Raw genomic sequence first — 24,189 nt, 5'->3', positions numbered from 1 at the left:
TCGGGGCGCGAGATGCAGTTCGAGCTCGTCGATGTGTTCACGTCGACGCCGTATGGCGGTAACAGCCTTAGCGTCTTCCCCGATACGCGCGGCCTCGACACCGGTCAGATGGCGCAGATCACAGCAGAACTTCGGCAATTCGAGTCGATCTTCCTCGATCACCCTGAGGCGCAGGGTCATTGGCGGGCGCGGATCTTCGACCTGTTCGAGGAACTCGACTTCGCGGGCCATCCCGTGATCGGCGCAGCGGCAGTCCTTCATCACCGGCACGCCGATGACGACGTTCGCGGACGCTGGACGCTGGAGCTGACGTCCGGTCCGCTGACGGTCGAGACCGAGCGCCGCGGCCCGAACGCCTTTCATGCGGCGTTACCAGATATGCGGGCCCACTTCCTCGGCGAACCGGCTGACGTATCCCGCACACAGGTGGCGTCGTGGTTCTCAGTGACCACCGGCGACCTCGCCAGTCGGCTACCCCTGGAAGTGGTGTCCACTGGTCTGCGCTATTTGATCGTGCCGCTGCGCCGCGGAGCGCTCGCTGGGGCCCACATCGCCGATCGGGGACTAGGGGCGGCCTTGGCCGAGATCGGGGCGCAATACGCCTATCTACTCGACGTCGACGCGGTAGAAGGCAGGCACTGGAACAACGACGGCGTCGTCGAGGACGCCGCGACGGGCAGCGCGGCGGGTTGTGTGGCCGCCTACCTTCATCGGCACGGCCTACTCGCCGACGGTCAGGACGCCGAGTTACATCAGGGCCGGTTCATGGGTCGCCCGTCGTGGATCAGCATTTCGGCGCGCAGCGCCGGCGGCGGTGTCCTGGTCAGAGTCGGCGGCGATGTGGTGATGGTTGGCTCGGGCCGACTCAACGTGCTGCCCTGACCGTGGGCACCGCCCACGCGCTGCCCTGCTCGCGGTCCAGCACCGTTTCCCCCTTGTTCTTCAACGCGAAGATGTAGACCAACAGGCTGACGCCGATCACCACGGTGACGTAGCCGATGAACAACGGAATGTGGTCGGGCTTGGCCGCCTGATAGAGCATCGGCGCGGTGCCCCCGAACACCGAATTGGCCACCGCATAACCCAATCCGACGCCCAGCGCCCGGATTTCAGCGGGGAACAACTCCGCCTTCACGATCGCGTTGACCGAGGTGTAGCCGGTGAGAATGATGTAGCCGACGCACACCAGCGCGAAGGCGGTGATCGCCGATTCGGTCTTGGGGAGAAACGTCAGCAGGACGTATGTGTAGAGGACGCCTGCGGCCCCGAAGAAGACCAGCAGCGGCTTGCGGCCGATCCGGTCGCTGATGAGCCCACCAACGGGTTGCAGCAGCATCAGGAAGATCAGGCTGATCAGGTTCACCCAGGTGGCCGTCAACGAACGGTCAGAACCGAAGGTGGACTTGACGATTGCGGGTGCGTTGATGCTGTAGGTGTAGAACGCGATGGTGCCACCCGCGGTGATGAGGAACACCAACAGCAGCGGCCGCCAGTGCACGGTGAACAGCGTCTTGACCGAACCCGCCGCCCGGTCCTTGCCCTCGCGGATGGACTCCAGATGCGACTCGCTGAGCGATTCGTCCATCGAACGGCGAATCCACAGCACCACCAGCGCGGCGACCCCACCGATGAAGAAGCCGATCCGCCACCCCCACGCGTGCAGGGCGTCGTCATCGAGGAAGTGGAGTGCGATCAGAAGGGTGAACTGCGCCAGCACGTGGCCGCCGATGAGCGTGACGTATTGGAACGACGACAGAAAACCACGCCGATTCGCCGTCGCCGCTTCGGACATGTACGTCGCCGACGTCCCGTACTCGCCGCCGGTGGCGAAGCCCTGCACAAGCCGGGCGATGACCAGGATCACCGCCGCCCAGTAGCCGAGCACCTCGCGCGTCGGCATCACAGCCACCAAGAACGAACAGGCCGACATGATCGTGATGCTGAGCATCAGCGCGGCCTTGCGGCCCCGACGGTCGGCGTAGCGGCCGAAGAACCACGATCCGATCGGTCGCATCACGAAGGTGACCGCGAAGATCGCATAGATGTACACCGTCGAGTTGGTGTCGTTCTCGTCGAAGAACTGCGCCTCGAAATAGGAGGCGAACACGGTGTAGACGTAGACGTCGTACCACTCGACCAGGTTCCCTGCGGAGCCTCTGACCGTGTTGAGCACAGCCCGCCTGGTGCTGGTCGGAGCGCGTGTCGGACCGGTTTGGCTGTGTGCCGTCAACTCATCGCTCATTCGGGGACGGTAACCGACATTTGCGCCCGACGGGCAGACCGGCTTTCCTGTTGGGGTGTCCAACATGAATCGCCGCAACGCGATCTCGCTGGCCGGTATCGCCGCGCTGGCTGCCGCGATGCCCGCCCAAACTGCCGGTGCCGCCCCGTCCAGATCGGTGCCACCACCCTCCGCGCCGCCACCTCGTGGCTACCTTTTCCAGGACGAGTTCGACGGGCCCGCCGGCTCGGCACCCGACGCGTCGAAGTGGGAAACCGCGACGGAGCGCGAAAGCATGGAAGACCCGACGTACTGGGAGTTGCCGGAGAACGTCGGCCAGTACCGCGACGACCGCCGAAACGTGTTCCTCGACGGCAAGTCCAACCTGGTGTTCCGCGCTGCCAAGGACGGCAACACCTACTACAGCGGCAAACTGTTCGGTAAGTACCGGGGTCCCATCGGCACCACGTGGGAGGCTCGGATCAAGCTCAATTGTCTGACCCCCGGCTGCTGGCCCGCCTGGTATCTGGCCAACAACAATCCGCAAAACGGCGGCGAAGTCGACCTGATGGAGTGGTACGGCAACGGCCACTGGGCCGCGGGCACCACCGTGCACGCACTGTTGAACGGCGGTGAACACGTCTCGCAGGGGATCACCGTCGACAGCGGTTGGCACACCTGGCGCGTGCAGTGGGACGACGCCGGAATGCGGTTCTGGAAGGACTACACCGATGGTGCCCAGCCGTATTTCAGCGTGGCGGCGAATTCGCTGCCGGACTGGCATTTCAACGAACCCGGCTACACCCTGTTTCCGATCGTGAACCTCGCGGTCGCCGGATCGGGCGGCGGCGATCCCGGTCAGGGCACCTACCCGGCCGACATGCTGGTCGACTACGTGCGTGTCTGGTAGGCCGCCACTGGAAAACGTCGGAGTCGGCGGAGGTTGTCGCTCCTATCCATGACGCGGTCCATCGGAGGCCGCGCCTTGCGAGGGTAGGCCGAGGATCCGCCTCAGCACGTCGAATGATGAGCACGGCTTCTTCCACGCCGGCGCCAGTTGGGCGAGCCCGAGGATTGGATCACGTCCTAGGAAAGCTCGCGGACGATCGCCTTCTTGTCGACCTTGCCGACCGCGGTGGTGGGCAAGGTCGACATCGGCGCCAGCACGTCCGGGCGGGCATGTACCGCAACGCCGCGCTGCTCGAGATGAGTGTTCAGCTGGGCCAGCGTCACCGGCGGTCCATTGAAAATGACTGCGACGCAGATCTTTTCGCCGAGGAATTCGTCGGGAATCCCCACCGCGGCGGCGGCCCAGATCGACGGATGGGTCAGCAGGTGCTCTTCCAGATCGAGTGCTGACACGTTCTCGCCGGCGCGGACGATCACGTCCTTGATCCGGCCGGTGACTTCGAGGTAGCCGTCGGCGAACCGGCGCACGCGGTCGCCGGTGCGGTAGAAGCCGTCGGGGGTGAACGACCGCTCGTTGGCATTCGGCGCGTTGAAGTATCCGTTCAACGTGTACGGCCCGCGCACCAACAGTTCACCCTCGTCGCCTGCGGCCACCTCGACGCCTGCATCGTCGACCACCTTCAGTTCGTCGTGCTCGGACAACGGTCGGCCTTGCGTGCGGTCCACGATTTCGGCCGGATCGTCGAGGCGGGTGTAGTTCAGCAGGCCTTCGGCCATCCCGAACACCTGCTGCAGGCCCGGTGTCAGCGCCGCGCGAACCGCCGCCGCGTCGTCGGCACCGAGTTTGGCGCCGCCGACCTGCAGCAACCGCAGTGTCGTCGGCCGCTGCGGTTCCCACTCACATGCCTGCGTCCACAACTTGGCCAACGCAGGCACCAGCGCGGTGGCGGTCACGCCGTGCCGCGCGATCGCCGCGTACGCCGACTCAGGGCTCGGATCGCTGAGAAAAACCGTTGTGGCGCCGACGGACATCGCGCCGAGCAGGCCGGGACAGGCCAGCGGGAAATTGTGCGCCGCAGGAAGTGCGACCAAGTAGACGTCATCGCCGGTCAGCCCGCACAGTCGTGCGCTCGCTGAGAAGTTGTAGACGTAGTCGTCGTGTGTGCGGGGGATGAGCTTCGGTGCGCCGGTGGTCCCGCCCGACACCAAAAGGAGTGCGGGGGCCTCGGTGTCGACGTCAACCGTTGGGGGCGCGCAAGATTCGGTGGCCAGGTCGGTGACCATCGTCATCGGGTGTGTCCGCACCAACTCCTCGGCCGGCGCGCAGTAGTCGAAACCTGGTGCGGTGTCGTCGATCACGATGGCACTCGCCTGGCTCAACTCCGCGAAGTGGGACAGCTCGGCCAGTCGGTGCCCGGGCAGGCACATCACAGGGACGGCGCCCGACCGCAACAGCCCGAACAGCGTCACCGCGAATCGGCACGAGTTGGGCAGTTGTAGCAGGACGCGATGGCCTGGCGCCATGCCCATACCGGCGAAGCCGGCGGCGGCGCGGTCGGCGCGGTCATCGAGTTCGGCATAGGTGTGGCTGCCGTCGCCGTCGATCACGGCCACCCGGTCTGGCCACCTCGTCGCGGCGTCTCGCAGCACTGAGTCCAGCGGGCGCCCCTGCCAAAGGCCCGCGGCGCGGTAGGAGGCCGCGCGGTCGGGCGGAAAAGGCACGAAACCGGCGAGCGACGTGGGGTGCGCAGTGGCTGACGTAGGGCTTTTCATAGCTCGAATATAGGGTAGCCTCCACAAACTAAGGCGAGGCTAACCATATGGAGGGCTTGTGCGTGTTGCGGCTGCGGATTCGCAGACCATCCGTGAAGAGGTCGCCGAACTTCTCGGTATCAGCCCCGATGACGTGGACCCAGACGGCAACCTCATCACTCAGGGCCTGGATTCCATCCGGATGATGTCGCTGGCCGGGCGGTGGCGTCGGCGGGGCGTCGACATCGACTTCGCGACCTTGGCCGCCGAGCCTTCCGTGCGCGCCTGGTCCGAGCTGGTCGGCGCCGCCGCGGTCGCTGACCAACCGACGGAAGCAGCTGTGGCGCATGATGATTCGGACGACCCGTTTCCGCTGGCGCCGATGCAGCACGCGATGTGGGTGGGCCGCGAAGACGATCAGCGCCTCGGCGGGGTCGCCGGACACCTGTATGTCGAATTCGATGGCGCCGCAGTCGATCACGAGCGGCTCACGCAAGCGGCCACCGCGCTGGCCGAGCGTCACCCGATGCTCCGGGTGCAGTTCCTGCCCGACGGCACCCAGCGCATCGGTCGCGCGACGGGGCGCTATCCCGTCAGCGTCGACGACCTCAGCGATCTTTCCGACGACGAGGTCACCGACCGACTCACCGCCACCCGGCGCGCCAAGTCACATCAACAACTCGACGGTCAGGTTTTCGAGCTCACACTGTCGCTGCTGCCCGGCGGGCGCACCAGACTGCATGTCGACCTCGACATGCAAGCCGCCGACGCGATGAGTTACCGCACGCTGATGTCCGACCTCGCCGCGCTCTACCGCGGCCAGCAGTTACCGCATCTGGGCTACACCTACCGCGATTACCGGCGAGCCGTGACATCCCTGCCGGCCGTGGTCGAGGCCGACAAGCAGTGGTGGTCAAAGCGGATACCGGAACTGCCGGATCCGCCGCATCTGCCGATGGTTCCCGTTGCCGAACAAGCAGATCCGTGCCACACCACCCGGCGCTGGCACTGGTTCGACCGCGACATCCGCGACGCACTGTTCGCCGCGGCCCGCCGACGCGGGGTGACGCCTGCGATGGCTCTCGCCGCGTCCTTCTCCGACGCATTGGCGGGCTGGTCGGCGGAACCGCGGTTTCTGCTCAACGTGCCGATGTTCGGTCGTGAGCAACGGCATCCCGACGTCGACCGCCTGGTCGGGGATTTCACCTCCTCGGTCCTGCTCGATGTCGACCTCGCCGCCGCGGCGACCGCGACCGCCCGATCGCAGGCCCTCCAGCACGCCTTCCGCGCCGCCGCGGCGCATGCGAGCTACCCGGGTCTATCCGTGCTGCGTGACCTCAGCCGCCACCGTGGCACGCAGGTGCTGGCCCCGGTCGTGTTCACCAGTGCGCTCGGTCTCGGCGAGTTGTTCGCCGTTTCGGTGACCGACAGTTTCGGTACGCCGGTGTGGATCAACTCGCAAGGCCCGCAGGTGTTGCTCGACGCCCAGGTCACCGAATTCGACGGCGGCATTCTGGTCAACTGGGACGTTCGCGAGGACGCCTTCCGGCCCGGCGTCATCGACGCGATGTTCGAGCGGCACATCGACGAACTCCGCCGATTGGCGTTCGACGACATCGCCTGGGAGGTCCAGCGCCCACCGCTGCTCACCGACGCCGAACGCGCCATCAGGGACGCCGACAACGGCAAATCCGCTGCGCCCAGCGGGAATTCGCTGCACGGCGGTTTGTTCGCGTCGGCGGCGGCACGTCCCGACGCGTTGGCGGTGATCAGCTCATCAGGTCAACTCACCTACGCCGAACTGTGTGAACAGGTACACGCCGTGGCGGCGGCACTGCGTGTCGCTGGCATAAAACCGGGCGACACCGTCGCGGTGATGGGTCCCAAGTGCGCCGAACAGGTCGTCGCGCTGTGCGGCATCCTCACCGCAGGCGCGGTCTATCTGCCGATCGGTGTCGACCATCCCGCCGAACGCGCCGCGCGCATCGTTTCGACCGGCGGGGTCAGGATGGCGCTGGTGTGCGGCGATCTGCAACCGCCGACCAACCTGCCCGCGCTGACCATCCCTGAAGCACTGCGGGTCGGCCGACGAGAACCCGAATTCGCGCCACCTGCAACCGATCCCAACGAGTCGGCCTACGTGCTGTTCACCTCGGGGTCGACCGGCGAGCCCAAGGGCGTCGAGGTCACCCACGACGCGGCGATGAACACCATCGAGTTCCTCAACGGTCATTTCGGCATCGGGCCCGCCGACCGCACGTTGGCCGTGTCACATCTGGAGTGTGACCTTTCCGTCCTCGACGTGTTTGGCACGTTGACCGCGGGCGGCACGATCGTCGTCGTCGACGAGGCATACCGCCGCGACCCCGATCACTGGGCCCAGCAGATCGCCACTCACCGCGCCACCGTGCTGAACTTCCTTCCCGGCTGGCTGGAAATGCTCGTGGAGGTCGGCGACGGGCGATTGCATTCGGTGCGCGCCGTGCCGACCGGTGGAGACTTGGTCCGTTCGTCGATGGTGCGCCGACTGCAGGCCCAAGCTCCCGGTGTCCGGGTGGCGGGTCTCGGCGGCGCCACCGAGACCGCGGTGCACGCCACGTTGTTCGAGGCGGGTGCGCTACCCGAGGACTGGACAGCGGTGCCGTACGGCAAACCGTTCCCCAATAACGCCTGCCGCGTGGTGAATTCGTATGGGGCGGATTGTCCCGACTGGGTGCCCGGTGAACTGTGGATCACCGGGCGCGGCATCGCCAGCGGCTACCGTGGCCGTCCCGATCTGACCGCCGACGGGTTCGTCCCTTATCTCGGCCGCACCTGGTACCGCACCGGGGACCTGGCCAGATACCGGCCGGACGGCAACCTCGAGTTCGTCGGTCGCGCCGATCACCGGGTCAAGGTCAGCGGATACCGCATCGAACTGGGCGAGGTCGAGGCCGCGCTGCAACGGTTGCCCGGTGTCCGCGCGGCGGTGGCGGCGGTCGTGCCTGCGTCCGGTGAACGTGTCAGCGACATGTTGGCCGCGGTGGTCGGTGTCGACGACGCTGCGCTGACCGTCGAGGCACTGCGCAACGGCGCCGCCGAACTGCTTCCCGCGCATATGATTCCGCGCCACATCGAGATGGTGAAGCGCATCCCGTACACGGCGGGCGGTAAGACCGACCGCCGAGCGGTCGCACGGATCTTGGCCGACAGTGTCACCGCCGGTGCAGGCGGCCGTCGCGCCCCGTCGACACCGCTGGAGTCGGCGCTGGCAGCCATCGTCGCCGACTTGGTGGGCGCGGCCGAGGTGGCCGCCGACGACGACTTCTTCGAACTGGGCGGCGATTCGGTGCTCGCGACCGCCGTAGTCGTGCGAATCAGGAACTGGCTGGACACGCCGACGGTGATGGTCGCCGACGTCTTCGCGACCCGCACCGTCGCGGCGCTGGCCGCCCGGCTCACCGAGCGTGAACCGGACAGCAACCGCCTCGCCCACGTGGCCGAACTGTATCTGGAAGTCGCAGGCATGCACGAAGCCGATGTGCTGTCCGCGCTCGAAACCACGAGTGCTTCATGACATCGATCGACGAACGCACACAACTGAACTTCGCGCCATGGATCAAGCGGTTCGCAGGCAGGCCCGGCGGCGCCACGGTGATCTTTCCGCACGCCGGCGGTGCCGCGGCGGCGTACCGGCCGCTGGCAACGGCCATGGCGGCCACAGGTGTTGACGCCTACGTCGTGCAGTACCCACAGCGCGCCGACCGCCTGACCCACCCGGCGCCGGACACGGTGGAGGCGCTCGCGGCGGACTTGTTCGACGCAGGCGACTGGCGCCGCGTCGGCGCGCTACGCCTGTTCGGCCACTGCATGGGCGCCGTCGTGGCGTTCGAGTTCGCCAGGATGGCTGAACGCCACGGGGTCGACGTGCGCGAACTGTGGGTGTCGGCCAGTCAGGCCCCCGCAACCGTGGCGGCGTCGACGCCGCTGCCGATCACCGACCGGGAGGTGCTGGCCGACATGGTCGACCTCGGCGGCACCGATCCGCGGTTGCTCGCCGACGAGGACTTCGTCCAACTGCTGCTGCGCGCGGTCAAGGCCGACTACCGGGCCTTCAACCGATACTCGTGCAACGCCGACACCCGGATCCGGGCCGACATCCACGTGCTCGGCGGCAGTCACGACCACCGGGTCGATCGAGATATGTTGCAGCGCTGGGAGACCCACACGGCGAACGCGTTCACACTGCTGATGTTCGACGGCGGCCACTTCTATCTGGATGAACACACCGGCGCCGTCGCGGAGTTGGTCAATGGATGAGCGCGACGATCCGATCGTCATCGTCGGCATGGCTTTGGAGGCGCCGGGCGGTGTGGACACCGTCGACGCGTACTGGTCGTTGCTGTTCCAACAGCACGAGGCGCTTGGCCCGTTCCCGACCGACCGCGGCTGGTCCGTGCGCGAACTGCTCGACGGGTCACGGCGAGACGGCTTCAAACGCATCCACGACCTCGGCGGGTTCCTCACCGGGGCAGGGACTTTCGATCCGGTGTTCTTCGGCATCTCGCCGCGCGAGGCGGTGGCCATGGATCCGCAGCAGCGAGTGGCGATGCGGGTGGCTTGGCGGGCGCTCGAGAACAGCGGCATCAATCCCGACGATCTCGCCGGCCACGACGTGGGCTGCTACGTCGGTGCCTCGACCACCGGTTACGGTCCGGATCTCGCCGAGTTCTCCAGCCACTCGGGGCATTTGATCACGGGCACCGCGCCCGGCGTGATCTCCGGACGGATCGCCTACACGCTCGGGTTGGCGGGCCCCGCGATGACCATCGACTCGTCGTGCGCATCGGCGCTGGCCGCCTTCCACGTCGCCGTGCAGGCGCTGCGGTCCGGTGACTGCGATATGGCGCTGGCCGGCGGTGTGTGCGTGATGGGCTCGCCGGGCTTCTTCGTCGAGTTCTCCAAACAGCACGCATTGTCCGACGACGGTCACTGCAGGCCGTACAGCGCACAGGCCAGCGGCACGGTGTGGGCCGAGGGCGCAGCGATGTTCGTGCTCCAGCGTCGGTCGGCGGCGTTACGCAACGGACGCCGGGTGCTGGCCGAGGTGCGTGCGACATGCGTCAATCAGGACGGCCGCACCACCGGCCTGACCGCGCCGAGCGGATCCGCGCAGACACGGTTGTTCCAACGGGCCATCGACGTCGCGGGTGTGCGACCGGATGAGGTCGGCATGGTCGAGGGTCACGGCACCGGTACCACGCTCGGAGACCGCACCGAACTGCACTCGCTGGCCGCCACATACGGCGCGACGAAACCGGGTGCCGGGGCGCTGCTCGGATCGGTCAAGTCCAACGTCGGCCACTCGCAGGCCGCCGCGGGGGCGCTCGGACTGGCCAAGGTGCTGGTCTCCGCCGAACACGGAGCCGTCCCCGCGAGCCTGCATTTGGACGAGCTGAGCGGCGAAATCGACTGGGCTAGTCAGGGTCTGCGGCCCGCCGCCGCGTTGACACCATGGCCTGCCCGCGACGGCCACCGCGTTGCCGCGGTCTCTGCGTTCGGGATGAGCGGCACCAATGCCCACGTGATCGTGTCGATGCCCGCCGAGGATCAGGCTGCGTGATGACTGCGTTTCCCGACGGGCGCACGCCCGTGCTGTTGAGTGCCCACGCCGAGGACCTGATCGCGGCGGATGCCTCGGCCATCCTTCGGTACCTCGACCGCGCACCCGACTTGCCGTCGGTCGCGGCCACATTGCTGCGCACCCGGCAACTGCGACGCCACCGCGCGGTGGTGCGGGCGTGCGACGTCGCCGAACTCGCCGACGGTCTGCGCGCGCTGGCGGCGGGCGACGATCACCCGTTGGTGGCCCGCTCGTCGGAGAACGGCGCGCCCCGAACGGTGTTCGTGTTTCCTGGTCAAGGCAGCCAGTGGCCGTCGATGGGCGCGCAGGCCTACCGGCATCTGCCGGTCTACCGCGCCGAAGTCGAGCGCTGCGCCGAGGCATTCGGGGCTCAATCACCGCTGCCGTATCTGACCTCCGAGGGCGACTTCGGGCAGATTCAGAGCCAGGCAGCACAGTTCGCGCACGCCGCTGGGCTGGCCGCGGTGTGGACGTCGTGCGGCATCGCACCCGACATCACGGTCGGCCACAGCCTGGGCGAGCTGGCCGCGGCCTACGTGGCCGGTGCGATCACGCTCGCCGATGCGGCAGCGGTCGTGACGGCCCGCGCCCAGGTGGTCGACGGGTTGACCGGCCGCTACGGCATGGCCGTGCTCGGCATCCCGGTGGAAGACGCCGAGCGGTTGATCGCCAAAACCGATGGCTGGCTGGAACTGTCGGTCGTCAACGCCGGCGCGTCGGTGGTGGTGTCGGGGGAGCGCGATGCGATCACCACGGTGGCCGGCGAAGTGGCGGACACCGGCGGCTTCGCCCGCGAGATCCCCGTCGGCTTCCCTGCACACACCAGCGCGCTGGAACCGCTGCGAGCCGACCTTGTCGGCTTGCTGCCGAGCGCGACGTTCGCCGACGCCCCGGTGCAGTTCATCGGTTCGGCGACGGCCTCGGTAGTCCCCGCCGGAACCGAATTCGCCGACTACTGGTACCAAAACCTCCGCAACACCGTGCGGTTCGACCGGGCGGTGGCCGCGGCCCGTGAGCAGGGCGCGACCACGTTCGTCGAGTTGTCGGCGCACCCGGCGCTGCTGTTCGCTCTCGGCGACCTCCTTGGCGACGATGAACCTATCGCGGTCGGCTCCGGTCGACGCGACGAGTCGTTGATCGATGTGCTGTCCGCCAACATCGCCGCGGTGGCCGTCAGTGACCCGGGCTACCGCTGGGCCGGCCTTGTCGACGTGCAGCAACCACCGCTATCCGGGTTCCCCAATGCGCCGATGCACGCCGTACATCTGTGGGCCACCCCGGAACCGTTGCCACCGCTGCCGGGACTGACCATCGCAGCCGAAAAGTGGTCCGCTAAACCGGGATCCGATGCGCCGGTGGTGGTGCGGCAGGTGGCGGTGATCGAACTGCCGGGTCCACGCGCCGGCCTCGGCGAGCGGTTGCGCGACGCGATCCAAGCGCGTGCCGACGTCCACCTCGTCGGCCCGCGGGCGGCCGACATGCTGATCGTGGTCGCGCCGCTGCTCGACCACCCCGACACCGAGCAGGCCGCCGCCGATCTCGCCGGACTGCTCGGCGCGGGCCTGCTCGACTACCCCCGCGCCATCGAACCGGCGTGCCGCGACGTATGGCTGGTCACCGTCGGTGGTGAGCACGTGCGGCCCGACGAGCCGGTGGCGTTGCCCGCGCAGGCCGCGCTGGCGGCCATGCACCGCAGCATCGGATTCGAGCATCCGGACCAGACGTTCCGCCATCTGGATCTGTCGTCATGGGACGACACCGCGGCCGTCGTGGACGCTCTGCTCGGTCAACACACCGAAGCGGCGATCCGCGAGACAGAATCGGGGCCAATGCTTTACGTCAGGATGCTGCCGGAGCAGGACGTGGCCGCCGGCCCGTGGCCGCTGGAGGACGGCCTGCTCGACAACGTGGTGATCACCGGAGGCAGTGGAGCGGTCGGCATGCACTACGCCCGCTACCTGGCTGCCCGAGGGGCGCGGCGCATCGTGCTGCTCAGCCGCCGCGGCGCGGAATTCGACGGAGCCGACGTGCTCGCCGTGCATTGTGACATCACCTCTGCCGATCAGGTGCGCACCGCCGCCCGCGAGCACGGCGGCGACGGCGCGACCTTGGTGATCCACGCGGCGGGTGCCGCGACGTTCACCACCGGCGATGCGGTCACCGCCGACGCGTTCACCGACACGATTGCGGCCAAGGTGGTGGGCCTGGCCCGGATCACCGAGCTGTGGCCGATGCGGCCCGAAGCCCGAATCCTGTTGTGCTCCTCGGTGTCCGGGGTCTGGGGTGGCCGCGGGCACGCCGCGTATTCGGCCGCCAACCGGATGCTCGACGTGATGGCAGGCCAACTGCGCGCCAACGGTCGGCACTGCGTGTCGGCCAAGTACGGGCTGTGGGGTGCGGGCATCGTCGACACTGACGAGGTGACCCGCATCGAACGCTCCGGTCTGCTGCCGATGGCACCGGACGCCGCGATCGAGGCCAGCCTGCGCGAACACCCGATCGACCCAGTGATCATCGCGGCCGACCGCAATCGACTACGGACCTTCTTCGACAGCCAGCACAACGAGCAACCATCCTCAGCGACAACGGAATCGGGCGTCGACACCGCGGCGCGAGTGCGTGCCGAACTGGCCGCGGCGTTGGATCTCGGGGACGCCGCCGTGATCGACCTCTCCGCATCGCTACTCGACCTCGGCGTGGACTCGCTGCTCGCCCTCGATCTGCGCAAGCGGTTGCGCCGCGTCACCGGCAACTCGGTGCCGCTGGCCGTGCTGCTCGGCGGCATCACCGGCGACGAGTTGATCGCCCGCCTCGACGCACACGACACCGACGAGAAGGTGGACACCTCGCGTGACTGACACCATGGACATCAGGTTCGAGCTACTGCGGCGGAGGCTGCACGAACGCGGTCTGCGCCAGGACGAGCGGCCGGGACTGGCGGCCACCGAACTGTCGGACGGACAGCGCCGCATGTGGTTCGTCCAGCAGGCCGACACCACCGGCGCGCTGCTCAATGTGTGCGTGTCATACCGGCTCACCGGGGATCTCGATGTAGCACGCCTGCATGACGCGGTGAACGCGGTCGCCAGCCGGCACAGCGTGTTGCGTACCACCTACCGCGCCGATGCGAACGGTGAGCCGCAACTGACGACCCACGACGAGGCAACTCCGCGCTGGGCCGAGCACGACCTGTCCGGTCTGTCCGAGCACGCCCGGGCGCTGCGCCTGGAAGTGCTGGCGCAACGCGAGTTCGGCACGCCCTTCGACCTGACCGTCGATCCGCCGCTGCGCATCACCGTCGTCCGCACCTCGGCCGCAGAACACGTGATGCTTCTGGCGGCCCACCACATCGCCTGGGATGACGGGTCATGGCAGATCTTCTTCGCCGACCTCACCCGGGCGTACAACGGCGAGGATCTACCGCCTGTCACGCCGCCAAGAGCGATCGGTCCGGACACCGCTGACGACGATCTCACCTACTGGCGCTCGGCGCTCGCGAATCCACCTGAACCGCTCGAACTTCCGGGACCGAACGGGTCCAATGTCCCCACCGACTGGCGTTCCCAACGCACCACACTGCGGCTGCCCACCGGCACCGTCGAGCGCACCGCCGCACTGGCCCGCGAAGCGGGCGCCACCCCGTACATGGTGCTGCTGGCGGCATTCGGCGCGCTCATGCACCGCTACACCCAGACCGACGATTTTCTCGTCGCCACACCGGTGCTCAACCGCGGCGCCGGCGTCGAGCACTGCATCGGTTACTACGGCAACACGGTCGCCTTGCGGATGCGCCCGCGGCCTGCCCAGACATTCCGCGAATTGGTCGACGCCACCCGCGACACCACCGTCGGCGCCTTCGCGCACCAACGGGTCAACCTCGACCGGGTGGTCCGCGAACTCAATCCCGACCGCAGGCACGGCGTGGAACGCCTGGCCAGGATCGGTTTCGGCGCCCGCGAAGCCGACGGCGGCGGGTTCTGCCCGCCCGGCGTGACATGCCGACGCGCCGAACTGCGCGGCCAGTTCACCCAATTGCCATTGGGTTTCATGGTGGAGTTCGACGACTCCGGCGCGCAGGTCGAGGCTGAACACCTCACCGAGATCCTCGACGCCCCGCTTGTCCGTCAACTGCTCGACCACTTCGCGGTGCTGCTGGACGCCGCCGTCACGGACCCGGACCAACCGCTGCGCGACCTGCCGTTGATGGACGCCGACGACGCCGACTGGCTGCACCGCGTCTCCGCCGGGGACGAGTTCGACGTGCAGGCAACCACACTGCCCGCGCTCGTCGAGGCGCAGGCCGCCAGGACACCCGGCGCCGTCGCGATCGTCTACGAGGGCCTCCGCTACAGCTACCGCGAGATCAACACCGCGGCAAACCGATTCGCGCACTGGCTGATCGGGCAGGGCATCGGCACCGAAGACCGCGTCGCGGTCCTGCTGGACAAATCCCCGGAACTGGTCGTCACCGCACTGGGCATCCTCAAGGCAGGCGCCGTCTACCTGCCGATCGACCCGACCTATCCCGACGACCGGCTCGGGTTCATCCTCGGCGATTCCGACCCGAAACTGGTGCTGCGCGAACCGGTCACCGACACATGCGCCCGCGACGACAACCCGACCGACAGCGACCGGGTGCGTCCGCTGCGGCCGGACAACGCGGCATACCTGATCTACACGTCAGGTTCGACCGGGCTGCCCAAAGGTGTTCCGGTGACGCATCGGCCCGTCGTCGAGTTCTTCGAATGGTTCCGCGACGAGTACCGCATCGACGAATCCGAGCGGTTGCTGCAGGTGGCCTCGTCGAGTTTCGACGTGTCCATCGCCGAGATCTTCGGCATGCTGGCGTGCGGCGCCCGACTCGTCATACCGCGGCCCGACGGGCTGCGTGACATCGGCTACCTCACCGGACTCCTGCACGACGAGGGCATCACCTCGATGCACTTCGTGCCGTCACTGCTCGGCCTGTTCCTCTCGCTGCCTGGCGTGAACCAGTGGCGCACGCTCAAGCGGGTGCCGATCGGCGGGGAGGCGCTGCCCGGCGAGACCGCGGACAAGTTCCACGCCACGTTCGACGCGCTGCTGCACAACTTCTACGGGCCCACCGAGACGGTGATCAACGCATCCCGCTACAAGGTCGAGGGCAAGCAGGGCAACCGGATCGTGCCGATCGGAAAGCCCAAGATCAACACCCAGATCCACCTGCTGGACGGCGCGTTGCGGCCCGTTCCCGTCGGCGTCATCGGCGAGATCTACATCGGCGGAACACATGTCGCGCGCGGCTACCACCGCAGACCCGGCCTGACGGCCGAACGGTTCATCGCCGACCCGTTCACCCGCGGCGGGCGGCTGTACCGGTCGGGCGACCTGGCACGCCGCAACGCCGACGGCGACATCGAATTCGTCGGCCGCGCAGACGAACAAGTCAAGATCCGCGGGTTCCGCATCGAACTCGGCGAAGTCGCCGCCGCGATCTCGGTCGATCCCAGCGTCGGCCAGGCGGTGGTGGTGGTCCGCGACCTGCCGAACCTCGGCAAGAGCCTGGTCGGGTATCTGACGCCCGCGGCCGATGCGGTGGATGTGGAGCGCATCAGGGCCAGAGTGGCCGCCGCGCTGCCCGACTACATGACGCCGGCCGGCTATGTGGTGCTCGACGAGATCCCGATCACCGCACACGGCAAGATCGACCGCGACGCGCTGCCGATACCGCAGATCATGTCCGACACCGAGTTCCGCGAACCCGCAGCCGGTACCGAGCGCACGCTCGCAGAGTTGTTCGCCGAACTGCTCGGCCGCGACCGGGTGGGCGCCGACGATTCGTTCTTCGACCTCGGCGGGCATTCGCTGCTGGCCACCAAACTGGTCGCGGCCATCCGGTCGCGATGCGGTGTCGACCTCGGGGTGCGGGACGTGTTCGAACTCGGCACGGTGGCGCAACTGGCGTCGCGCATCGACGACGCCACCCCCGCCGATGCGACGCGGCCGCGACTGGTCGGCATCAAACACGACGGTCCGTGCCCCATGTCCGCGTCGCAGTTGCGGACCTGGTTCCAGTACCGCATCGACGGCCCGAGCGCTGTCAACAACATTCCGTTCGCGGCGCGGCTGACCGGCCCTTGCGACGTCGACGCATTGGCGGCCGCGGTGTCGGACGTCGTCGACCGGCACGAGATCCTGCGCACCACCTATCGCGAAATCGACGGTGTGCCACATCAAGTCGTCAATCCGCGCACCGGCGTGCCGGTCCGGCGGGCGCAGGGCGACGACGAGGCGTGGCTGCAATCCGAACTCGGCGACGAGCGCAGGCACATCTTCGATCTCGAGCACGAATCGCCGGTGCGTGCGGCGGTGCTGTCCACCCCGGCGCACCATGTGCTTTCACTCGTCGTGCACCACATCGCCGCGGACCACTGGTCGGCGGGCGTGCTGTTCACCGACCTGTTGACCGCCTACCACGCCAGGTGCGCGGGTCAACCGCCTGCGCTGGCGCCCCTCGCCGTGCAGTACGCCGACTACGCGGCGTGGCAGAACGCGCTGCTGAACGATGACACCGGACCCGTTGCCGCTCAACGCGACTACTGGACACAGCAGCTGAAGGACATACCGCATGACGTCGGCCTGCGGCCCGACTTCGCACGGCCACCAGTCCCCAGCGGAGCGGGCGAGTCCGTCCAATTCACCGTCGGCGCGCAGACGCGCGCCGAACTGGCCGGCCTCACCCGCGAACTCGGCATCACCGAGTTCATGCTGTTGCAGTCCGCGGTCGCGATACTGCTGCACAAGGCCGGTGAAGGCGACGACATTCCGCTGGGTACGCCCGTCGCAGGGCGCACCGAATCCGAGTTGGACCAACTGATCGGGTTCTTCGTCAACATTCTGGTGCTGCGCAACGATCTTCGCGGCAACCCGACGGTGCGCGAAGTGCTCGGCCGAGCCCGCGACATGGCGCTGCAGGCCTACGCGCATCAGGATCTGCCGTTCGACCGGATGGTCGATGCGGTGAGCCCGGTGCGGTCGCTGTCACGCAACCCGCTGTTCTCCGTCGTCGTCCACGTCCGGGAAGGATTGCCCACCGGGCGCACCGTCGACGGGAAGACCACGTTCACCGCGCTGGAACCGACGTTCGACGTCGCGCACGCCGACCTGTCGCTGAACTTCTTCGCCACCGAGCACGGTTACCGAGGCCATGTCATCTATCGCCCGGAGTTGTACCGGCGCAGCACAATCGAACGCCTCACGCGGTGGCTTGGCCGGGTGCTCCATGCGATTGCCGCCGATCCGGACCAGAGGCTGCGGGAGATCCGGATCGCGGAAGCCGACGAGAACAGCCGCATCGCCGAATTCAGCCGCGGGGTCACTCATGTCCACGTCCTCGACGACCACGGCCAACCGGTACCTGTGGGGGTGGTCGGCGACGTGCACTACGCCGGTCCCGCGTTCGACCCGCCGATGTACCGAAGCGGCCAGCGGGCACGCTGGACAGCGGACGGCAGGCTGGAATTCCTCGGTCGCACCGAACAATCGGCACCGCCGTCGAAACCTGCCGCCGCCACAGCACAGACCGACACCGAGAAGACGTTGGCCGCGATGCTCGCCGAGGTGCTTAGCGTCGGCGAGGTCGGCCGCACCGACGACTTCTTCGAACTCGGTGGTGACAGCATCCTGGCTGTCCAGTTGGCCGCCAGGGCGCGTGGCGCGGGCCTGGCGCTGACGGCGCGGATGGTGTTCGAGCATCCGGCCGTGCACGACCTCGCTGTCGCAGTCGACGAGGCGGGCGATGTGCCCGCCGAACCGGATACCCACCACGAACCGATGACCGCGTCGGGTCTTTCACCCGACGAACTCGCGGCCGTCACCGCCCTGTGGACGTCGTCGCACGAGGGTGCCCCGTGACCTCGACCATCGAGGACGTGATGGCGCTGAGCCCGCTGCAGCAGGGGCTCTACTCCATGGCGGCGCTGTCCGACCACGACCCGTACGTGATCGCGATGGCCGCCGACATCACTGGCGCTCTTGACGCCGACCTGTTGCGCAACTGCGCCGCAACCATGTTGGTGCGGCACCCGAATCTGCGGGCCAGCTTCCTGCGCGCCGACCAGAGCCGACCGGTGCAGGTCGTTCCCGTCCGCGTCGACGTGCCGTGGCGGCACATCACCGCGACAGCCGATGAGGTGGAGGCGCTCGACGCCGACGAGCGGCGGCGACCGTTCGACCTCGGACACGGCCCGGCGATCCGCTTCCTGCTGGTCGAAGTGCCGCAATCGCATTGGCGTCTGGTGGTCGTCGCGCATCACATCATCATCGACGGCTGGTCGCTACCGCTGTTCGTCGGCGAACTGATCACGCTGTACCGCGCCGGCGGTGACCCCGCGGCGCTGCCGCCACCACCGCGACCATACCGCGACTACATCGGCTGGCTGGCCCGGCGCGATCAGCAGACCAGTCGCGCGCTGTGGCGCGATCACCTCGCCGGACTCGACGGGCCGACATTTATGACACCCGCGCTCACCGCGGGCGAGCCACCGGTCGGCAATCCACACCGCACCGAAGTGAAACTCGACGCCGCAGACACGCAACGGCTCGTGGAGGCTGCGCGGTCCCTCGGCGTCACGGTGAATACGGTCGTTCAATTCGCTTGGGCGACAATGCTGTCTGCGGTTACTGACCGCGACGACGTCGTCTTCGGGGTCACCGTGTCGGGCCGGCCAGGCGAGCTGACCGGCGTCGAGACGATGGTCGGGCTATTCATCAACACCGTGCCGCTTCGGGTCCGACTCGACCCCGCCGAGCGGGTCGGCGTCCAATGCGCGGCGTTGCAGCGCGACGGTGCGCTGCTGCGCCACCACAGCTACCTCGGCCACGCCGAATTGCGGTCAGTGGCAGGCGTCGGAGAGCTGTTCGACACCCTTCTGGTGTACGAAAACTTCCCTCCCGGCGGGCTTGTCGGCGGCGGCGAGTTCACCGCCAACGGCGCAACCTTCCGTCCCGCAGCGCTGGAAAGCCTGTCGCACTTCCCGGTGACGGTCGCCGCTCACCTCACAGCGGGTGAGTTGACCCTGCTGATCGAGGTGATCGACGGCGCGCTCGGCCTGATGACACCGCAGTCGCTGGGCACGCGACTGCTCGCGACCGCGCAGCGACTACTCCGCGGCTGGGACGCCCCGCTTCGCGACATCAGCGTCCTGCTCGACGGTGAACGCGACGAGTCGGCACCTGCGACGGCAGCGCCCGCCAACGGTGGCGTGCACACCCGGTTCACCGAAATCGCCGCAGCAAGACCCGGATCCGTCGCGTTGAGGTGGTCGGGCGGCCAGTACAGCTACCGCCAACTCGACGAGGCCGCAAACCGGGTCGCCGCCGCGCTGGTCGCCAAGGGCGTACGGGCAGAGACACCGGTGGCGATCACCCTGACCCGAAGCCCGGAATATGTGGTCGCGATGCTGGGTGTGCTGAAGGCCGGCGGCGTGATCGTTCCGTTGGACCCGGGGATGCCCGCCGAGCGCATCGACGGCATCATCTCCCAGACCGGCGCGTCGGTCGTCATCGACGACGATTTCGACACGGCGCACTCGACCGACTTCGCGGCCGCCACCGTCGATCCGGGGCAGGCCGCCTACGTCGTCTTCACCTCGGGCACCACCGGGACGCCGAAGGGCGTAGTCGGTACCCATCAGGCGCTGCTGGCGTACGCGGCCGACCACGCCCGAAACGTGTTGCAGCCAGCAGCAACCCGGCTGCGTCGGCCGCTTCGGGTGGCGCACGCGTGGTCCTTCACGTTCGACGCCGCGTGGCAGCCGCTGGCCGCCCTGCTCGACGGGCACACCGTCCACCTGGTCGACGACGACACGCAACGCGACGCCGAGACGCTGGTCGAGACGATCGCCCGCTATGGCATCGACATGATCGACACCACGCCGTCGATGTTCGCCCAGTTGCACGCGGTGGGGTTGCTGACCACCGTTCCGCTCGCCGTGCTCGCCCTCGGCGGTGAGGCCGTAGGAATCCCGGCGTGGACCTCGATCCGCGACGAATGCGCCCGCACCGGCATGGCGGCCTACAACTGTTACGGCCCAACCGAATCCACCGTGGAGGCGGTGGTCGCTGCGATCGCCGATCACGAGGCGCCCACCATCGGCAGGCCCACCGCACCGAGCCGGGCGTACGTGCTCGACTCCTGGTTGCGGCCGGTGCCCGTCGGCGCGGCAGGCGAACTGTACCTGGCGGGCGGCCAGTTGACCCGCGGCTACCTCGGCCGCTCCGCTGAGACGGCGGGCCGGTTCGTCGCGGACCCGTTCGTGCCGGGGGAGCGGATGTACCGGACCGGGGATGTGGTGCGCCGCGGCCACGATCGGGCGCTGCAATTCCTCGGTCGCTCCGACGCGCAGGTCAAGATCCGCGGTTTCCGCGTCGAACCCGCCGAGATCTCGGCGGTGCTGCACACCGACCCCGCGGTGCGTCACGCCCACGTTGCCGTGACCATGCACGGCCGCGCGCCAAGGCTCACCGCATACGTCGTCGCCGACCCGGCACCCGATCTGGCCGGCCTTCGCGCCATGCTGTCGAAACGGTTGCCGCACTACATGGTTCCGCACCACATCGTCGTCCTCGACGAGATGCCGCTGACCACACACGGCAAGGTGGACGAGGCCGCGCTCGCGGCGTTGCCTGCCGCCGTCGACGAGCCCGCAGCCCGACCGGAAACCCCGACGGAGGCCGCGCTGGCCGAATTGATGGCCGAAGTACTGGAAACCGATCACCTCGACGTGACCGCCGACCTGGTCCGCCAGGGCATGGACAGCATCGTCGCGCTCTCGGTGGTGCAGGCGGCGCGCCAACGCGGCATCCCGCTGCGGGCGCGGCTGCTGCTCGAGTGCGGCACGATTCGCGAACTCGCCTCGGCGGTGGACAGTGAATCGGTGAGCATCGGTGCTGCCGATGACGGCGGCGGTCCGATCACGCTGCTGTCCAATGCGCGCTGGCTCTACGAGTACGGCGACCCGCGGCGGCTCGCGCAGACCGAAGCGATCCGGCTGCCGGACGGCATCACCGGCGAACAGCTGAAAAAGGTGCTACAGAACATCGTTGACGGCCACACCGTGTTGCGGAGCCGACTGGACCGCGATGCGATGACGCTGGTCGACCACCCCGTCACCGTCGACATCGTCGAGGTGACAGGCGTAGGCGATCCGACCGCGGCGGTCGCTGAGCAGGCGAGGAAGACGGTCGAGCGCATCGATCCCGAAAACGGCGTCATGTTCGGCGCCGTCTGGCTGCGCGAGGCGGGCGTGCTGGTGCTGACGGTGCACGTGTTGGCCATGGACTCCGCATCGTGGCGGATCGTCCTCGGTGAACTCGACGCCGGGTGGCGCGCGCTGGCCGACGGTCGAGCCCCCACGCCGGTGCGCGAACACACCAGCCACCGGCGCTGGTCACAACTGCTCACCGAACGGGCGGCGGCCCTTGACAGCTGCGACTACTGGCTGGCCCAACTCGCAGGCGAGGACCCCGACCTCGGTGCACGACGGGTCCGCCCGGACACTGACCGCGTCGGCGACGTCACGGTCACGATGTGCGTCACCGATAAGGAGGTGAGCGCCCGCCTGCTCAACGCAGCGAAACCGATCACCCACCTGCTGGCATCGGCCGCGGCCCGCATGGTGCAAAACTGGCGGCGACACCGCGGTCAGCCCAACCCCGTTCCGCTGTTGGCCATCGAGACGCACGGCAGGGCGGACGCTGTCACCGCCGACGCCGATACGTCGGACACCGTCGGACTGCTGAGCGCGGTCTACCCGCTGCGCCTACCCGCGCCGACAGTGTTCGACGACATCCCCGGCGACGGAATCGACTACGGTCTGCTGCGCTATCTGCGACCCGACACCGCCCAGCGGCTGCGGGCCCACGCAGAACCGCAGCTGCTGCTGAATTTCCTGGGCCGCTTGCACTTCGGCGGCGGCCGCGACGGAATGCGGCTGGACCGGGAACTGCTCGCCGGGGTGTCGACGCTGCCGGAACCCGAAGTCGCCGTGCGCTACGAGTTGACCATCATCGCCGCGATCGTCGGCGACGCCGACACGCCGGTGTTGGCGACGCAGTGGCGCACGCTGCCCGACATCCTGTCCGCCGATGACATCGCCACGCTGCAGGCGATGTGGCTGGACGCGTTGAAAGAGGTTGCGCCATGAGTACACTCGCCATCGTCGGCGCAGGCGCGAAAGCCGTCGCGGTCGCCGCGAAGGCCGCCGAACTGCGGGCGATGGGCGTCGAGGTGCCCGACGTCGTCGCCGTCGAACGCACTGGCGTCGCGGCCAACTGGCAATCGGACGGCGGGTGGACCGACGGACAGCACCGACTGGGCACCAGCCCCGAGAAGGACGTCGGGTTCCCGTACCGCTCCTCGTTGGTGGCGGGCCGCAACGCCGAACTCGACGAGCGGATGGTCCGGCACAGTTGGCAGTCGTATCTGATCAGCACCGGGCAGTTCGCCGAATGGGTGGACCGCGGCAGACCCGCGCCGGCACACCGCAAGTGGAGCCAATACCTACGCTGGGTCGCCGACAACGTCGACATGACCATCGTCGCCGGTGACGTACGCCGGATCACGCTCGACGGCCGCCGGTGGGCGCTGCACACCCCCGAGCGGACCGTGTCCGCCGACGCCGTCATGATCACCGGACCAGGTCAGGCCGAACGGTCGATCCTGCCGGGGCATCCGCGGGTGCTGTCGATCGCGCAGTTCTGGAAGCGGGCCGCGCAGCACGAAGTGCTGACCGCGGAGCGGGTCGCGGTGATCGGCGGCGGCGAGACCGCCGCATCGATGCTGAACGAGCTTTTCCGGCACCGGGTTTCGACCATCACCGTCATCTCGCCGCAGGTGACGCTGTTCACCCGCGGGGAAGGGTTCTTCGAGAACACGCTGTACTCGGACCCCACACATTGGGCGAGCCTGACGCTGGCGGAGCGGCGGGATGCCTTGGCGCGCACCGACCGCGGCGTGTTTTCGGCACGGGTGCAGGACGCGCTGCTCGCCGACGACCGGATTCGGCACCTGCGCGGTCGTGTCGCCCACGCGGTGCCGCGCGACGAGCGAATTCGGTTGACGCTGAGCACGAATCGCGGGGCCGAAGCACTGGAGACCGTGCACGGATTCGATCTGGTGATCGACGGTTCCGGGGCCGACGGGCTGTGGTTCGTGCCGCTGCTCGGCCAGGACGCGCTGGATCTGCTGGAGCTCGGGCTCGGCGGCCCGCTGACCGGTGACGCATTGCAGGAGGCCATCGGCGGTGACCTGGCCGTCGACGGCGTCACACCGAAACTGTTCCTACCCGGGCTGTCCGGGCTGACTCAGGGCCCCGGATTCCCGAATCTCAGCTGCCTCGGGCTGCTGTCCGACCGCATCCTCGGCGCGGATCACAGCTCGCCGGCACCGTCGATCAGGAGAAGCGATGAGCACCAACCCATTCGATGACGACAACGGCACCTTCTTCGTGTTGGTCAACGACGAGGACCAGCACAGCCTGTGGCCCACGTTCGTCGCCGTCCCAGACGGCTGGCGCGTCGTGTTCGGTGATGCCACCCGCGCGGAGTGTCTGGCCTACGTCGAAGACCACTGGACCGACATCCGGCCGCGAAGTCTGCGCGAGGCCATGGGCGCCTGACTCGCCGAGACTGCATCTGTGCACGC

12 protein-coding genes are annotated in these 24,189 nt (G+C 68.2%); 10 read left to right on the top strand and 2 right to left on the bottom strand.

What is annotated here, in order from left to right; genetic code table 11:
* Positions 1 to 12 precede the first annotated feature (12 nt).
* Positions 13 to 882 carry a PhzF family phenazine biosynthesis protein gene (locus tag A5724_RS32545; protein WP_067812263.1) on the top strand — a complete coding sequence of 290 codons (870 nt, stop codon included), beginning with the start codon at positions 13 to 15 and terminating at the stop codon, positions 880 to 882.
* On the opposite strand, the gene A5724_RS32540 is transcribed toward A5724_RS32545, so the two are convergent.
* Positions 866 to 2,242, bottom strand: a complete 1,377-nt coding sequence (locus A5724_RS32540) for an MFS transporter (protein ID WP_067812260.1) — start codon at positions 2,240 to 2,242, stop codon at positions 866 to 868. The two genes, A5724_RS32545 and A5724_RS32540, sit on opposite strands and share 17 nt — an antisense overlap.
* 64 nt (positions 2,243 to 2,306) lie before the next feature.
* Here A5724_RS32540 and A5724_RS32535 point away from each other — a divergent pair, with 64 nt between their 5' ends.
* Positions 2,307 to 3,131: a family 16 glycosylhydrolase gene (locus tag A5724_RS32535; RefSeq protein ID WP_067812369.1), complete on the top strand. Its 825-nt coding sequence runs from the start codon at positions 2,307 to 2,309 to the stop codon at positions 3,129 to 3,131.
* A gap of 176 nt (positions 3,132 to 3,307) precedes the next feature.
* On the opposite strand, the gene A5724_RS32530 is transcribed toward A5724_RS32535, so the two are convergent.
* Positions 3,308 to 4,903, bottom strand: a complete 1,596-nt coding sequence (locus A5724_RS32530; protein WP_067812258.1) for a (2,3-dihydroxybenzoyl)adenylate synthase — start codon at positions 4,901 to 4,903, stop codon at positions 3,308 to 3,310.
* Between the two features lie 58 nt (positions 4,904 to 4,961).
* On the opposite strand from A5724_RS32530, the gene A5724_RS32525 reads away from it, so the two are divergent.
* The 8 genes from A5724_RS32525 to A5724_RS32490 are packed head-to-tail and all read left to right on the top strand — an operon-like array spanning position 4,962 to position 24,163.
* Positions 4,962 to 8,438 (top strand): non-ribosomal peptide synthetase, encoded by a 3,477-nt coding sequence (locus A5724_RS32525; protein WP_067812256.1) that lies wholly within the window; start codon positions 4,962 to 4,964, stop codon positions 8,436 to 8,438.
* Positions 8,435 to 9,181 (top strand): thioesterase II family protein, encoded by a 747-nt coding sequence (locus A5724_RS32520; protein ID WP_067812254.1) that lies wholly within the window; start codon positions 8,435 to 8,437, stop codon positions 9,179 to 9,181. The genes A5724_RS32525 and A5724_RS32520 overlap by 4 nt, the downstream gene beginning before the upstream one ends.
* Complete coding sequence (locus A5724_RS32515) at positions 9,174 to 10,484, top strand: polyketide synthase (RefSeq protein ID WP_067812251.1); 1,311 nt, start codon at positions 9,174 to 9,176, stop codon at positions 10,482 to 10,484. Before A5724_RS32520 ends, A5724_RS32515 begins: the two co-directional genes overlap by 8 nt.
* On the top strand, positions 10,484 to 13,363 hold the full coding sequence (mbtD, locus tag A5724_RS32510) for a mycobactin polyketide synthase MbtD (protein ID WP_067812249.1): 2,880 nt from the start codon (positions 10,484 to 10,486) through the stop codon (positions 13,361 to 13,363). Before A5724_RS32515 ends, mbtD begins: the two co-directional genes overlap by 1 nt.
* Positions 13,356 to 18,398, top strand: coding sequence for a non-ribosomal peptide synthetase (locus tag A5724_RS32505; RefSeq protein WP_067812247.1), 5,043 nt, complete (start codon positions 13,356 to 13,358; stop codon positions 18,396 to 18,398). The genes mbtD and A5724_RS32505 overlap by 8 nt, the downstream gene beginning before the upstream one ends.
* 20 nt (positions 18,399 to 18,418) lie before the next feature.
* Positions 18,419 to 22,690, top strand: a complete 4,272-nt coding sequence (locus A5724_RS32500) for a non-ribosomal peptide synthetase (protein ID WP_067812366.1) — start codon at positions 18,419 to 18,421, stop codon at positions 22,688 to 22,690.
* The gene (gene mbtG, locus A5724_RS32495; protein ID WP_067812245.1) at positions 22,687 to 23,973 is read left to right on the top strand and encodes an NADPH-dependent L-lysine N(6)-monooxygenase MbtG; all 1,287 of its coding nucleotides are present in this window, start codon (positions 22,687 to 22,689) and stop codon (positions 23,971 to 23,973) included. Before A5724_RS32500 ends, mbtG begins: the two co-directional genes overlap by 4 nt.
* Positions 23,951 to 24,163 carry an MbtH family protein gene (locus A5724_RS32490; RefSeq protein WP_067812242.1) on the top strand — a complete coding sequence of 71 codons (213 nt, stop codon included), beginning with the start codon at positions 23,951 to 23,953 and terminating at the stop codon, positions 24,161 to 24,163. Before mbtG ends, A5724_RS32490 begins: the two co-directional genes overlap by 23 nt.
* Positions 24,164 to 24,189: the final 26 nt, after the last annotated feature.

This window comes from Mycobacterium sp. ACS1612 (genome assembly GCF_001667505.1).
Taxonomy (GTDB): Bacteria; Actinomycetota; Actinomycetes; order Mycobacteriales; family Mycobacteriaceae; genus Mycobacterium.
The sequence above is the reverse complement of the archived record's forward strand: the minus strand, read 5'-3'. Positions and strand labels throughout refer to the sequence as shown.